16 protein-coding genes are annotated in these 14,437 nt (G+C 56.8%); 4 read left to right on the top strand and 12 right to left on the bottom strand.

The window, feature by feature from the left end; genetic code table 11:
* Positions 1-8: 8 nt before the first annotated feature.
* Positions 9-536: a GNAT family N-acetyltransferase gene (locus tag IP582_RS23625; RefSeq protein ID WP_103278431.1), complete on the bottom strand. Its 528-nt coding sequence runs from the start codon at positions 534-536 to the stop codon at positions 9-11.
* A complete protein-coding gene (gene purB / locus IP582_RS23620) occupies positions 533-1,900 on the bottom strand; it encodes an adenylosuccinate lyase (RefSeq protein WP_193794576.1) in 1,368 nt (455 codons plus the stop codon). Before purB ends, IP582_RS23625 begins: the two co-directional genes overlap by 4 nt.
* A gap of 227 nt (positions 1,901-2,127) precedes the next feature.
* Here purB and IP582_RS23615 point away from each other — a divergent pair, with 227 nt between their 5' ends.
* Positions 2,128-3,234: an iron-containing alcohol dehydrogenase family protein gene (locus IP582_RS23615; protein ID WP_079496985.1), complete on the top strand. Its 1,107-nt coding sequence runs from the start codon at positions 2,128-2,130 to the stop codon at positions 3,232-3,234.
* On the opposite strand, the gene nikR is transcribed toward IP582_RS23615, so the two are convergent.
* The 7 genes from nikR to IP582_RS23580 all read right to left on the bottom strand — a co-directional run bounded on the left by nikR (position 3,182) and on the right by IP582_RS23580 (position 9,544).
* Positions 3,182-3,631, bottom strand: a complete 450-nt coding sequence (gene nikR, locus IP582_RS23610; protein WP_193794575.1) for a nickel-responsive transcriptional regulator NikR — start codon at positions 3,629-3,631, stop codon at positions 3,182-3,184. The two genes, IP582_RS23615 and nikR, sit on opposite strands and share 53 nt — an antisense overlap.
* Positions 3,619-4,407: a nickel import ATP-binding protein NikE gene (gene nikE / locus IP582_RS23605; protein ID WP_193794574.1), complete on the bottom strand. Its 789-nt coding sequence runs from the start codon at positions 4,405-4,407 to the stop codon at positions 3,619-3,621. Before nikE ends, nikR begins: the two co-directional genes overlap by 13 nt.
* On the bottom strand, positions 4,404-5,168 hold the full coding sequence (gene nikD / locus IP582_RS23600) for a nickel import ATP-binding protein NikD (RefSeq protein ID WP_193794573.1): 765 nt from the start codon (positions 5,166-5,168) through the stop codon (positions 4,404-4,406). Before nikD ends, nikE begins: the two co-directional genes overlap by 4 nt.
* The gene (gene nikC, locus IP582_RS23595; protein ID WP_193794572.1) at positions 5,168-6,001 is read right to left on the bottom strand and encodes a nickel ABC transporter permease subunit NikC; all 834 of its coding nucleotides are present in this window, start codon (positions 5,999-6,001) and stop codon (positions 5,168-5,170) included. Before nikC ends, nikD begins: the two co-directional genes overlap by 1 nt.
* Positions 5,998-6,942: a nickel ABC transporter permease subunit NikB gene (gene nikB, locus IP582_RS23590; RefSeq protein WP_193794571.1), complete on the bottom strand. Its 945-nt coding sequence runs from the start codon at positions 6,940-6,942 to the stop codon at positions 5,998-6,000. Before nikB ends, nikC begins: the two co-directional genes overlap by 4 nt.
* Positions 6,942-8,513 (bottom strand): nickel ABC transporter substrate-binding protein, encoded by a 1,572-nt coding sequence (nikA, locus tag IP582_RS23585; protein ID WP_193794570.1) that lies wholly within the window; start codon positions 8,511-8,513, stop codon positions 6,942-6,944. Before nikA ends, nikB begins: the two co-directional genes overlap by 1 nt.
* Before the next feature lie 170 nt (positions 8,514-8,683).
* Entirely contained in the window at positions 8,684-9,544 is an 861-nt protein-coding gene (locus IP582_RS23580; RefSeq protein ID WP_071194972.1) for a LysR family transcriptional regulator, read from the bottom strand.
* Positions 9,545-9,643: 99 nt separating this feature from the next.
* On the opposite strand from IP582_RS23580, the gene IP582_RS23575 reads away from it, so the two are divergent.
* A complete protein-coding gene (locus IP582_RS23575) occupies positions 9,644-10,150 on the top strand; it encodes a phenolic acid decarboxylase (protein ID WP_041851319.1) in 507 nt (168 codons plus the stop codon).
* A gap of 7 nt (positions 10,151-10,157) precedes the next feature.
* On the opposite strand, the gene IP582_RS23570 is transcribed toward IP582_RS23575, so the two are convergent.
* Positions 10,158-11,207 (bottom strand): AI-2E family transporter, encoded by a 1,050-nt coding sequence (locus IP582_RS23570; protein WP_041851320.1) that lies wholly within the window; start codon positions 11,205-11,207, stop codon positions 10,158-10,160.
* A 145-nt stretch (positions 11,208-11,352) separates the two neighbouring features.
* Here IP582_RS23570 and IP582_RS23565 point away from each other — a divergent pair, with 145 nt between their 5' ends.
* Positions 11,353-12,555, top strand: coding sequence for an MFS transporter (locus IP582_RS23565; RefSeq protein WP_193794569.1), 1,203 nt, complete (start codon positions 11,353-11,355; stop codon positions 12,553-12,555).
* Here the strand turns inward: IP582_RS23565 and IP582_RS23560 are convergent, their stop codons facing one another.
* The gene (locus IP582_RS23560) at positions 12,556-13,116 is read right to left on the bottom strand and encodes a DcrB family lipoprotein (protein ID WP_041851322.1); all 561 of its coding nucleotides are present in this window, start codon (positions 13,114-13,116) and stop codon (positions 12,556-12,558) included. It lies immediately after the preceding gene.
* A gap of 73 nt (positions 13,117-13,189) precedes the next feature.
* On the bottom strand, positions 13,190-13,855 hold the full coding sequence (locus IP582_RS23555) for a 7-cyano-7-deazaguanine/7-aminomethyl-7-deazaguanine transporter (protein ID WP_193794568.1): 666 nt from the start codon (positions 13,853-13,855) through the stop codon (positions 13,190-13,192).
* Between the two features lie 304 nt (positions 13,856-14,159).
* Here IP582_RS23555 and tusA point away from each other — a divergent pair, with 304 nt between their 5' ends.
* Entirely contained in the window at positions 14,160-14,405 is a 246-nt protein-coding gene (gene tusA / locus IP582_RS23550) for a sulfurtransferase TusA (RefSeq protein ID WP_041851324.1), read from the top strand.
* Positions 14,406-14,437 lie beyond the last annotated feature (32 nt).

The raw sequence follows: 14,437 nt of genomic DNA, 5'->3' as shown, positions 1-14,437 counted from the left end.
TTTACTCATTAGGGTGTTTGGCGGGCGAGCCAGCTTGTGTGGGCTGCCTCATCAAGGATCTTTTTCATAAACAGGGTGATATGGCCTTTCCCCAGATCCGCTTTGTGCTGCGGCGTAAAGCCCCAGTGTTGATACATCTCAATCAGCCACGGATGGTGGATAGCCGTACCTAGCGAAATCGCGGGGGCGTGCAGCATGTCGCGCACGATATGGGTTTCCACCCAGTCATAAATTTGCTGTCCCCGCTGTTGACCACGAAAGCGCGGGTGCGCACCGAACCAGCCAATATGCGGCAAACCAAAGGGGCCGGGGAGCGGCCCCCACGGGTATCGCAGGGTGACGGACGCGGCCAGTTCATCCTCAATAAACAGGCCGTACACGCCGTGCTGTCGCAGGTGCCGTTCGACCTTCTCGGGCGTGGCGGTGGCCGCATCGAAATGAACACCTAACGCCAGCGAGGGGGCATAGGCGGCGAGCATGAGTTCGAGATAGGCATCGCTATCGGCCAGGGTGAGCTGACGATATTTTTCGGTCATACCGACGCCTGCTCCAGCGCAGCATCGGCGGCGCGCAGCACATCTGACACCTTTTCCACAGCGCTACCGAGGTAGCGTGCAGGGTCAAACCAGGCATCCAGATCTGCGCTTGAGAAGGCGCTGGCAAACTCCGGGGTTTCCGCCAGCACGCTCTTAAAGTCACGTCCGGTTTCAAAGGCCGTCATGGCACAGGTATAGACCAGATGATGAGCGGTCTGCTTGCCGAGGGTTTTGCCTGCCTCAAACATCACTTTTTCAGACAGCAGCAGCCCGGCCTGAATATCCAGATTGGCGCGCATTTTCGCTTCATTCACCGTCAGCCCGCTGAGGATACCCTGGGCATTTTGCAACTGGGCGGAGAGGTAGAGGCAGATTTCCGGCAGGGCCAGCCACTCGGCGCGCCAGCTCATTGCGTCGCGCTCATGTTCAACGTGCATGGATTCGTAGATTAGCGCCGCGCTTTTGCGAATCGGCGGCGTCAGGCTTGCCAGCCCTTCGATGGCCGCCGGGTTGCGTTTATGCGGCATGGTCGTGGAGCCGATTTTACCTTTGCTGAACGGCTCTTCCACTTCGCCAATTTCGCTGCGCATCAGGTTATAAAGTTCATTGCCGATTTTGCCCAGTGAACCGCTGATCAGCACCGCTACCGACGCGAATTCGCTCAGCCTGTCGCGGGCGGACTGCCAGCCAATGGTCGGGCTATTCAGGCCGAGCAGACTCAGCGCTCTGCGCTCTACTTCCGGGCCCTGTGCGCCCAGCGCGGCATTGGTGCCAATCGCGCCGTTGATATTGCCGGTGAGTACGCGTGGCGTGATTTCACCGAGGCGTGTCAGGTGGCGCAAAAATTCATCCAGCCAGACGGCGGTTTTAAAACCAAAGGTGGTCGGCAGTGCCTGCATACCATGCGTGCGGCCAACCATCAGGGTGTGCTGATGGCGTGCTGACAACTGGCGCAACGCGCGGGTAACGCCCAGGGTGTCACGACGAATAATGGTCAATGCCTGGCGCAACTGCAAAATGGTGGCGGTGTCGACGATGTCCTGTGTGGTGGCTCCGTAATGCAGATATTCCCCTGCCGGGCCGCACTGTTGTTGCAATGCGCTCAGCGTGGGCATAAAGGAGTGTTTCATCAATCCGGCCTGAGCGGCAATATCGCTTAGCAGCAGTTTTTCTGGCTGAGCACGGCGAAGGATCTCTTCGGCAGCCTCTTGCGGGATCACCCCCAGTTCGCCCTGGGCCTGAGCCAGTGCAACTTCGACCGCCACCTGTTGATGAAGCCGATTTTCTTCCGACCAGACGGCACGCATTTCCGGCGTGGCGAAGTTATTGCCAATAATTACAAAATCGATAGGATGCGATGCCATTTTTTTCGTTTGCCTGTCGGTGAAAGGGAAAATTGAAATAATGGGAACCACTATTTTCTGCAAGTATCTTCATTGATGGATATATTGCGGGGCAAGGTATTTATTGCCTTATCCAATATTCTTCTATCGATATGAAAATAGAAGAAATAGAGATTATTGTTTTTAATTTTTATTTTTGTAGCATGGTGAGATAAAGCGAAATAATTCGCGCACACATGGACATGCCAATGCTTGCGATAAAAACTCCGCAGACCTGGTTTCACCAGTCTGGTATTCGTCATGACGCAGGAAAATATATTGCGCCGCTTACCCAGCATATTTTGATAATTACCAGCGTAAAGGCATGGGCGCAGGTTAACCCAGGGCTTGAAGAGAGCTTACGCGCCAGCGGTATCCGCTGGCAGACGGAGATCATGACCGGCTACTGTACCGAAGATAGCGTTGCCCGCTATGTGCAGCGGGCAAAAAAACTGGGGGTGCAGTTTATTGTCGGCGTGGGCGGCGGGCGCGTTCTGGATACCGCCAAAGCCGTCGCCGATACCCTTGAGGGCGGCGAATCCATCACCATTCCGACGCTGGCAGCGACCTGTGCGGCCTGGTCGCCTTTATCGGTGTTCTATACGGACGAAGGCGCGCAGATCAGTAGCCAGGCTTTACGCACACTGCCGCGCCTGGTGCTGGTGGACAGCGAAGTTATTGCCCGTAGCGATGTGCGTTATTTAAAAGCGGGCATCGTCGATGCGCTGGCGAAATGGTACGAGTTTCGTCCTTATTTGCAGAAAAATCCCGATAATCTGGGGCTGCAATTAAAAGTGCAAAACGCGCGTCTGGCCGTCGAAATTTATGAAAAACACGGTCAACAGGCTATTCGCGATAATAAAGCTCAGGTGGTGTCGGATGCGTTGATCAACGTTATTGACGCCAATATTGCCGTGGCCGGTATGGCAAACAGCGTGCGCGGCGAAATCCCCACGCCGGGTGTGGCGCATGCGATTCATAACCGGCTCACGCAGGAGCCGGCTTTGCGTCAGTGGCTACACGGTGAACGTGTGGGATTCAGTCTGCTGGTGCAATCCATTCTGGAAAATGAAAATAGCCAGCCCGATCCGGTGTTACTGGCGCTGCTGCGTCAGTATGAGATGCCGCTAACCCTGGCACCGCTGAAAGAGATCCGCCTGGCGGTCATCCAGGCGGTGGCGCGCAGTATTCCCTTCCCGCGTGATGCTCTGGAGCATTTACCGTTCACACTCGAACCCACGCGTATTGAGCAGGCGCTGCGTCTTACAGAACAATATGTTTCAACCCGTGCGTATGCCCGTGATCTGGCGGGGTAGTGTCATCCGTAACGCACTGAAGGTGGCCATGGCGCACACCGCGCTGGGCGATGACGCTATCGGCAAATTGCTGCACATCGCCCATTTTACCTTTCAGGACGGTGATCTCCAGGCAGTCGTCATGGTTGATATGCACATGTAACGTGGCGACGGAGAGGTCATGATGGTGGTGCTGCGTGGCGACAATGCGGCTCGCCAGATCGCGCTTTTCATGTTCATACACATAGGACAGCACCGCATAGCCCCGTGTGTCCTGCTCGCAGGCCGCTTGCTGGGTGAGTGCGTCGCGTAAAATATCCCGTAGCGCTTCGGAGCGATTGTGATAGCCACGGCGCTGGCTCAGATCGTCGAGAGTGACAAGCAGGTCATCATCAAGAGTAACAGTTACGCGTTGCATGGCAGTGTTCCTGGCGTTCGGGTTTTGGGATAGGCGGGCAAGACGGCCTGTTGCAGCGCCTGTCCGGCCAGAGAGGTAAAGCGTAAGGGGTGGGTGACGGCAATATCTTCGCTGATATGGCCGTTCTCCATCACCACCACGCGCTGGCAAAAACGCTCCACCAGACGTAAATCGTGGGTGATAAACAGGCAGGCGATGCCCGAGTGCTGTTGCAGTTTTTTCAGCAGGCGAATGATACCTGCCTGCAAGACCAGATCCAGGCTGGACACGGCCTCATCAAGGATGAGCAGCGTCGGGCGGGTCGCCAGCGCGCGGGCCAGGCAGACGCGCTGTAACTGCCCGCCGCTCAGTTGCGGTGGGCGCTGGTCAAGCAGGCTGACTTCCAGTTCCACATCACGCATCAACTGTTCGATGCGGGTGTGCTGTTCCGTTTTGCTTAAGCTGAACAGATGGCGCAACGGTTCGGCAAGAATGTCGCGCACCGTTTTGCGGGGGTTGGCGGCGCTGATGGCGTCCTGAAAGACCAGTTGAATATCCCGGCGGAAGTCTTTTTTCATCGCCCCGGACATGCGGGAAAGCGGGGTTCCCTGCCAACTGATTTCACCGCTGACAGGCCTTTCCAGCCCAACCAGCAGGCGTGCCAGCGTGCTTTTGCCACACCCGCTACGCCCTAACAGCGCAAGGCTTTCCCCACTGTTGATCGAAAGGGAGATATTCTCCAGCACCGGGTGGGCATGATAGCGGTGGGTGACGTTAGACATGGTGAGTAAATTCATTGGTTAAGTTCCATCCCGTACAGCGCCAGATGCGCCGCCACCAGATTGCGTGTCACCGGATGTCGCGGGGTGCGAAACAGCACATCGACACTGCCCTGCTCGACAATACGCCCTGCCTCCATCACCGCCACGTCGTCGGCGAGCCGCGCCACTACGCCCATATCATGGGTAACCAGCAACATGCCGCAGTGGCGGGTTTGTAAGAGACGTTCGAGCAGATCGAGAATTTTGGCCTGCGCCACGGCGTCGAGATCGGTGGTGGGTTCATCGGCGACAATAAAGGTCGCATCACTGAGCAGCGCCATTGCGATCATCATGCGCTGCAACATGCCGCCACTCATCTCAAACGGGTAGAGCGTCAGTACCCGTTCCGGCGCCTCCAGCCCAACGTCGCCCAGGGCGGCGATAAGCGTGGCGTCATCCGCCGGTTTGCTCAGCGCCCGGCAGGTTTCCCTGGCGTGCGCCGCCATGGTCCGCAGTGGGTTAAAGGCACTGCGCGGGTTTTGCATAATGGTCGCCACCTTAAGCCCACGCAGCGCCTGCGGCGAGATGGGCTGACCATCTGCCAGCAGCGTGCCCGCCGTTTGCCGCACACCCGCAGGCAATACGCCGAGCGCGGCGGCACAGGTCAGCGATTTCCCGCTGCCGCTTCCGCCGACCAGCGCCAGCACGCGCCCGCGCTGAAGGGTGAGTGAGACGTCATGGGTGAGGGGACGCTGCGCCTCAAGGGTGAAATTTCGCAGTTCAAGTTGCGCAGGCATCAGTGGGCATGCTCCGTTTCCAGATGTGGATCGAGGCGGTCGCGCAGGGCATCGCCCACCATGTTAAAGGCCATCACGCTGACAAACAGCGCCAGACCCGGCCACAGCATTTGCAGCGGTTGCGTCCAGATATACTGACGGGCATCGTTAATCATCACCCCCCATTCGGCGGTGGGGGCGCTGACGCCCAGCCCCAGGAACGACATCCCCGCCACGTGCAGCATCATGTGGCCGATATCCAGCGTCGCCAGCACCAGCAGCGAAGGCACCACGGCGCCTGCCAGATGATCGATAAACACCTGCGTATAGCTCGCCCCGCTCAGGCGGGCGGCCAGAATGTACTCGCGGCTGCGCAGAGAGAGAACCAGACTGCGCACCATGCGGGCGTACCAGGCCCAGTGGGAGAGGGCGATGGCGATAATCACATTTGTCAGCCCGGTTCCCAATACGCCGACCATAAAGAACGACAGGATAGAGGTGGGGAAGGTCATAAAGACATCCGCGACGCGCATGATCGCCTGGTCGATGCGGCCACCGGCCAGCCCCGCGCAGCCGCCGAGCGTCAACCCCAGCGTCAGCACCAGCAGAAGACAGGCCATGACCGACCCTAAGGAGACGCGGGTGGCGCTCAGCAGCCGGGAGAAAATATCGCGCCCCAAATGGTCGGTACCCAGCCAGTGTTCGCTACCGGGGGGTAACAGGCGGGCGGGCAAGTGAATCGCCTGCGGATCATAGGGCAGCCACCACTGGCAGGTCACCGCGATGACCAACAGCAGCGCCAGAATCAGTACGGCAAAGCGCACCGACCAGCGGGCAGAACGCAGAAAATTCATGCGTGCGCTCCTTCATGGTGACGAATACGCGGGTCGAGCGCGGCGCTGAGCACATCCACCAACAGGTTACACAGAGCGAATACGATGACCATCACCAGCGTAAAACACTGGATCACCGGGTAGTCACGGTTGAAGATGGCCGACACGGCATAGCGGCCAATGCCCGGCCAGGCAAAGATGCTTTCGATAATCATCGTACCGCCAATCAGTTCACCCACGTGCATACCGAGGGCGGTGATCACCGGCAGCGACGCGTTACGCAAAATATGCTGACGCTCGGTCTGCTTTTCACTCAATCCGCGCAGCCGCGCCCAGATGACGTGCCGCTGTCCGGCGGCCTCCAGCATACTGGCGCGCAACAGGCGCGCGTTGATCGCTAGTGACATAAAGGCAATCGACACGGCGGGCAGCAGTATATGTTGCCAGCCGCCGTAACCCATTGCCGGTAGCCATTGCAGATAGACCGAAAAGAACATCACCAGCAGAAAGGCGAGCCAGAAATTGGGCATCGAGACGCCAAGAAAGGCAATCAGACGCACAATATAGTCCGGCAGGCTGTTGCGGTGGCGTGCAGCCCAAATGCCCAGCGGTACGGAGGTGAGCAGAATCAATATCAGCGCGGCGCCCGCCAGTTGTAATGTGGCGGGCAGGAAGTGCAGAACATCCTCCAGCACCGGGCGCTGGGTCGCATACGAGATACCGAAATTGAGATGCAGCGCCTGCCATAGCCAGTGCAGATACTGCTGCGGCAGGGGTTTATCCAGCCCCAGCATGATGCGCGTTGAGGCCACCATCTCCTGCGTAGGCGGCAGGTTCGACAGGCGAAGATAATCCAACGCCGGGTCGCCCGCCCCCATGCGTAGCAACAGGAAGATGACCACCGACGCGGCGAAGATCATCGGGATAAGCAGTAACAAACGGCGAATGACATAGCGCAGCATCAGGGGTTCACCGGGGAAATGTGTTCAAAAGGAATATCGCTGGCGATAGGGGCGAAAGGAATGACGCCCAGTTCAGGCTTCGCTACCACCAGCGTTGAGACGTAGCTGATGGGCAGATAGACCGCTTCGTCGTGCAGGCGGGTCAGGATGTCGCGATAAAGCGCCCGGCGCTCGGTTTCATCGCGTGTCGTCAGCACCTCGCCAATTTCTTTGTCGATCTGCGCCTTATCCGGCAGGCCAAGCTGCGCCTGGTAGTCGGCGTGAGAGGGGACGCGCATGGAGCTTAAGAAGGCGTGCGGATCATAAGGCGCGCCCCAGGTGCGGTTGAAAATCATGCCGAAACGGCCATCGCGCTGGCGGGCATAAATACTGCTCTCTTCCTCGCCCACAAGTGCCGTGTCCACGCCGATATCGCGCAGGTTAGCCTGGATAATTTCGGCCATTGATTTGCTCATCGCGTCGGTGCCGATAAACGCAAGTTCGACATGCAGCGGCTGCCCCGCTTTCTCACGGATCGTTTTGCCATCCGGCAGTTTCCAGCCGTCAGCGTCCAGCAGCGCGCGAGCTTTTGCCGGGGAGTATTCACGCGCTTTCAGACCAATATTGGCGTATGGCACGGTGGGGGCGAACAGCGTGTCGGCTACTTTTTGGGTGCCGTATAGCGCGCTATCAATCAGCGTCTTTTTATCGACCGCGTAGTTGAGCGCCTCACGGACGGACTGCTCATTGGTCGGCGCTTTGGCGGAGTTCAGCGCCAGCATCACCGTTTCGACCGGGGCGGAAAGCTGGGTGCGTAACGCCGGGTTTTGGCTAAACCGGGAGAAGGTATCGAGCGGCAGCAGCCCTTCGTTGCCGTATAACAGATCGAGATCGCCGGTTTCAAAGGCCACCGCGCGGCTGGTGGGGTCCGGGATCACTTTGATGGTGATTTTGCTCAATGCCGGTTTTTCGCCCCAGTAGTGTTCGTTACGCACCATCACGTCGTACTGATTCAGACGCGACGTCTGCAATACCCACGGCCCCGTGCCAATCGGGGCTTCGATGCCGTTCATGGTCTCGTGGTTTTTAAACTGAGAGGGGGCGATAAAGCGGAACGGGCGGGGCAGGGCAAGCTCCTGCAGGAACGGATAATAGGCGCTTTTCAGGGTGATTTGCAGTTGGTTGTCGCTAAGCGCTTTCACATCAGTTATCTGGTTGGCGAGCTCAAGCCAGGCATGACGCTGGCGGTTATCGAGCACCGCACGGAAGTTTTCCACCGCGGCCTGGGCGTTAAATGGCTCGCCGTTGGAGAACGTGACATCCGTACGCAGCGTAAAGACCCAGGTTTTACCATCCTCAGAGGAGGTCCAGCTTTTAGCCAGCCAGGGTTTTACCGTGCCATCGGCCTGATATTTTACCAGCGGCTCGTAGACCATGCTTTGGGCGAACATTTGGTTTGGCGTATAGAGATGCGGATTAAGCGGTCCTACGTTGACCGGCCATGCGGTGGTCAATTCCTGAGGGGATGAAGCCTGGGCAAAAAACGCAGTACAGGCCAGCAGTAACGCACTAAGAGAGCGAAAGGACGACATGGTTTTCCCTGAAAATCTGCCACAAAAGGAGTATGACGATTTTATTGATTCATCATACGAATGCGGTGCGCGGGATCAAAAAGGCATGATAAAAGTGTGGAGATCGTGAAACGAGCGAAGGGGACTGGTCAGCGGAACCCCTCCGCCGACAGTAAACTCCCCATCTTTAACTACTGCCCCTTAAACAGTTGCAGCAGCGTGTCCACCTGCTCATCGAGCGGCATCAGATCCTTTTTCACAATCAAATGCAGCGGCGTGGCGCGGCGTGAACCGTGGCTGAGCGGCAGAATTTTCAGCACGCCGCTGGCTAGCAGAGACCCGATGCGCTCCTCCGGCAGCCAGCCGTAACCCACCTGATACTGCACCGCTTCCACGGCGGCATCGATGGTAGAAAAAGTCCATGACTCACCGCTCTCCTGCGGCAGGCGATTCTCCCGGTCGGCGATGCGAATTAATGGCCAGGCGGCGAGAGCATCCTCTGTGATCGCGGTTTCGGCGCAAAGTGGATGATCCCGGTGGGCGACAGCGACAAAATCAATATTCATCAGCCATTCGCCGCGCCCGGTCAGGTCCTGGCGACGGGTCAGCACCATTACGTCGGCTTCGGCATAGGCGGGGCGCTCCACGGAGGCGTTTTCGAGGACTTCGGTCAGATGCACCTGAGTTTGCGGATAGCGCTGCTGGAACTGGCGCAAAATGGCAAACAGCCGTGAGCGGGGAAAGATGCTGTCTACGACCAGGTCGAGCCGGGTACGCTGGCCGTTGCGCAGTGTGGCCGCCCGGGTTTCAACGTAGTCGAAGGCTTTCAGCAGCGGTTTTACCTGGTTAAGCAACAGCTCGCCGGAGGGGGTGAGCACCGCACGGCGGCCTTCCTGTACCAGCAGCGCCACGCCCAGACGCTCCTGCAAGAGCGCCAGGTTGTAGCTCACGGATGACTGACTACGGTGGGTCTCTTCGGCGGCCTTCGCAAAACTGCCCAGCTCCACCACTTTTTGCAGCAGCGACCATTGTTCGAGGGTGGTTTTATGCATGACTCATCTAAAAAATGAATGAATTTAATTCAAACATAGCGTTATTCATTCATTTTTTGAAGCGGTACGATCTTCTCATCAAATAAGAGGAGAACAATTATGAGCAGCTTTGATAAACATGATCTGAGCGGTTTCGTCGGCAAACATCTGGTTTATACCTACGATAACGGCTGGAACTACGAGATTTATGTCAAAAACGAGACCACGCTGGACTACCGTATTCATAGCGGTATCGTGGCAAACCGTTGGGTGAAAAACCAGCAGGCTTACATTGTACGCGTTGGTGAGAGCATTTATAAAATCTCCTGGACCGAGCCGACCGGTACTGACGTGAGTTTGATCGTCAACCTCGGCGATCGCCTGTTCCATGGTACGATCTTCTTCCCTCGCTGGGTGATCAACAATCCGGAAAAAACCGTGTGCTTCCAGAACGATCATATTCCGCTGATGGAATCCTATCGTGCGGCGGGCCCGGCCTATCCGACCGAAGTAATTGATGAGTTTGCGACTATCACCTTTGTGCGCGACTGCGGCGCAGACAATGACAGCGTCATCGCCTGCGCGGCCAGTGAGCTTCCGGCAGATTTCCCTAACAACCTGCGTTAACGCAGGGTTAGCCGGGCAGGCGGTTTTTCGGCCTGCCTGGGCCAAGCATAATGGCCAGCTTGCTCCCGCCGGTGGTGGTTTCCATCCATATTTTACAGACGCTGGTGAGCGGCACAGAGAGCAGCATCCCCACCGGACCGAGCAACCACCCCCAAATCAGTAACGAAAGAAAGACCACCAGTGTCGACATACCGAGTCGGTGACCCATCATGCGTGGTTCCAGAATATTGCCGATAACCATGTGCACGACGAGAAACAGGCCGCCGACCAGCAGCCACTCATACGGGCCGTTAAAGAGCAAAGCCTGCACCATCGGCGGGATAGCCGAGAGCACCGATCCGATATTCGGCACGTAATTAAGCAGAAACGCCAGTACCCCCCACATGAGCGCAAACTGGATGTCCATAATGGCCAGCCCCGCCCAGACGATCACCCCCGTCCACAGGCTGAGCAGCGTTTTTAACGCCAGATAGTGAGAGACGCCCTTAAGCGCGCGGTGCAAACCGGCGATATGAATCTGAGGGTTATTCAGCGCGAAACGCATTTTATAGGGCACATGACGCACTTCAAAAAGCATGAATACCATGGTCATTACCAGTAAAACGATGCTCGCCATTGCGTTAGACAGTTGCGTCATCATTGTCGTGGCAAAACTCATTACGCGCTCGGAATCCATTCGTTGCAGCATTCGTTCTGGCGAAACATGCAGGTGCAGGAAAGGGAGCGCATCCTGAAGCTGGAGGAATTTGCGCGTGAACTCCCGATTGTATTTCGGCAGCATCGTCATGAACTCATTCACCGAGGCGGCCAGCACGCCAATCAGCGCGGTCAGGAAGACAAGCATCACCAGTACCACAATGGCGATGGCGACAGGCCGTTTTACGCCCCGGCGAATAAACCAGGTGACCAGCGGATTAAGTACAATGGCGAAAAAGAGCGCCAGTAACAGTTGAACAATGATATCGGCAGCGGCATGAATACCGGCCAGAATAATGACCAGTGAGGCCAGTTTAAGCAGAATATGTAAACCCGCACGATCGGGTTGGGGCTGTGTCATGGGCAATTCCTTTTTCTATACCGCCCGATAAGTGTAGCCACTGGCGGACGCTTCGCCCGAGGCACATATTCTTAATCTCCATGCTGATTTCCAGGCCATGACGTGGTAATAGTGAAACATCGTTGTGAAAATCTGGTGAACCCCCATGCCCGAACAAGCCGCTGAACCGGCGCTAAGCGGATTACGTCTTAATCTGCGGATTCTCTCCGTCGTTATCTTCAACTTCGCAAGTTACCTCACGATAGGTTTGCCGCTGGCAGTTTTGCCCGGCTATGTCCATGAAACGCTGGGCTATAGCGCCTTCTGGGCAGGGCTGGTCATCAGCCTGCAATACTTCGCAACCCTTATCAGTCGTCCGCACGCCGGACGCTACGCGGATATGCTCGGGCCGAAAAAAGTGGTGGTGTTTGGTCTCTGCGGCGCGTTCATTTGTGGGCTGGGGTATCTGCTGGCGGATCTGCAAAGCGGCTCGCCGCTGGTCAGCCTGGTGCTGCTCTGCGTCGGGCGCATTATTCTCGGTGTCGGGCAAAGCTTCGCCGGGACCGGGTCGATGCTCTGGGGGGTGGGAGTGGTCGGTTCACTGCATATTGCCCGTGTTATTTCCTGGAATGGTATCGCGACCTATGGCGCAATGGCGCTGGGGGCGCCGCTTGGCGTCATTTGCTACAACTACGCCGGACTGAGCGGGCTGGGCGGGTTCATTATGGTAGTGGCGTTTATTGCGATTGCCTGCGCGTTGCCGCGTGCGGCAGTAAAAGCCAGCAAAGGTAAACCACTGCCATTTCGTGCGGTGCTCGGCTATGTCTGGGTTTATGGGATGGGGCTGGCGCTGGGTACGGCTGGTTTTGGGGTTATTGCCACCTTTATCACCTTCTTTTATGACGCGAAAGGGTGGGATGGCGCGGCCTTCGCCCTGACGCTGTTTAGCCTGGCGTTCGTGGGTTCGCGGCTGGTGTTTCCGAACAGCATCAACCGCCTGGGCGGCCTGAATGTGGCGATGATAAGCCTGGCGGTGGAAGTGGTCGGCCTGATTCTGGTGGGCATCGCCGATGCTCCGCTGGTGGCAAAAATCGGGGTATTTCTGACCGGAGCAGGCTTCTCGCTGGTCTTCCCGGCGCTGGGGGTGGTGGCGGTTAAAGCGGTGCCGCAGCACAATCAGGGCGCGGCGCTGGGCACCTACACGGTATTTATGGATATGTCGCTGGGAATAACCGGGCCGCTTGCCGGGCTGTTGATGGCCTGGTCAGGAGTATCAATGGTGTATCTGCTGACGGCGGTGCTGGTGGCGGGAGCGTTCGTGCTGACGTGGCGGCTAAAAAAACGGCCTCCGATGGAGGCCGCTTCCTGATTACTTGATGACCAGGGTGTTAACAATGTTTTCCGCTGCGGTCTGCGCCTGCTGCTGGTTATCTGCCGGCAGCGTCACCTGCAAAGTCAGCAGTTTGTTATCCACTTTACCCAGCACTACGGTAGACCAGGCCGTTTGACCTTTGGCAGAGATGATACTGTCGAGCTGCTGCATTTTCTGGCCTTTCAGCTCGATAGATTTGTTGGTCACGACCTGCAACTGCGGGTCGCGGTTGCGCTGTTGGTCTTCCAGACGTTTTGCCAGCGTATCCAGCCCTTCCTGAGTGTCGTCGCCTACAATCACAATCACCGCTTTCTGACCGGTTGAGTCAGAGTAAACGTGCATGTTATTAGACTGCGTACCCAGTTTACCGCTTTGATCGGTCATGTCTGCGGGCAGCGAGAAGCTGAGTTTGCCATCAAGCAGCGTTACCGGTTGCCCGGTCGCGTTGCTTTCTGCGGATGCCCCCTGAGCGGGAGTTTTTTTGCTGTCGCTGTTGTCGCAGGCCGCCAGACCCATTACCAGCAGGCCAATACCGACATATTTAACCAGATTGCGCATTGACTTCTTCCTTTCGATAAACAGCCATAACGGCTCATGTGGGCCATCTTACCACAACTGGCATCGCGTACTCTTAACTGGCCTGTAACGCTGATATTTCAGATTTGTCTGCCAGTCTTTTCAACAGCATATTCAACAACACACCGTACATCGGCAGGAAGAAGGCGATGCTGATAATGACCTTAAAGGCGTAATCCACCAGGGCGATTTCCATCCAGTGTTCGGCCATAAACGGATCCGGGCTGTGCCAGAAAGCGATGAAGAAAAAGGCAAGGGTGTCGCTGGCGTTACCGAACACCGTTGAGGCCGCAGGCGCCAGCCACCAGCGTTTGTTCTGACGCAGGCGGTTAAAGACATGCACGTCGAGGATCTGCCCCAGCGCGTAAGCCATAAAGCTGGCGGTGGCGATACGGGCGACGAACAGGTTGAAATGGGTCAGTGCTTCAAAGCTTTGCCAGCTTCCCATGTAAAACAGAGAAGAGATGCCGTAGGAGATAACCAGCGCAGGTACCATCACGGCGAAAATAATCCGCCGGGCGAGCGGCGCGCCAAAAATACGCACGGTTAAATCTGTCGCCAGGAAAATAAACGGGAAACTGAATGCGCCCCAGGTGGTATGGAAGCCGAAAATGTTAACCGGTAGCTGTACCAGATAGTTACTGGAGGTGATCACCAGCAGGTGAAAAAGGGATAGCCAGAACAGCGCTTTCATGCGCTGAGTTTGTGAAAACTGCGTCATATTGTGACCTTTTTAGTGTTTGGGGTGAGGGAACCCAATAAACATGTAACACGCTATTTTACTTGCCGTTTTGACATCGGGCAGTGCTCGTCATCCTCACGGACTCGGTGTCGCCGGGGTGCGTGCGCGCAGGCCTTAATCAAACGGCTGCGCCAATAGCGCGTGTTGATACTGTGCAAAGCCGCAGAATGATACTGCAACATTACGCCGATGCAATGGTTATTTTTAACGCAATCGTTAACCTGGCTTGCGTCACAAAATGGGCAGCGTAAACTAATGCCGTTTTTTCCCGTGTGAGACGAAAATGACCGACCTCTTCACTACCGCCGACCATACTCTTGACGCGCTGGGCCTGCGTTGCCCTGAGCCGGTAATGATGGTGCGCAAAACCGTACGCAATATGCTGCCGGGTGAAACCCTGCTGGTGATTGCTGACGATCCGGCGACCACCCGTGACATTCCGGGGTTCTGCCGCTTTATGGAACACGAACTGGTGGCCCATGAGACGCAATCGCTGCCGTATCGCTATCTGGTGCGTAAAGGGCAATAACTCCCCATTACAGGCCGCGTTTTTACGCAGTT

Origin of the sequence: Citrobacter sp. BDA59-3, from assembly GCF_015167655.1 — a bacterium.
GTDB lineage: Bacteria > Pseudomonadota > Gammaproteobacteria > Enterobacterales > Enterobacteriaceae > Phytobacter > Phytobacter diazotrophicus.
Note: the sequence above shows the minus strand (reverse complement) of the source record. Positions and strands in the feature narration are given on the sequence as shown.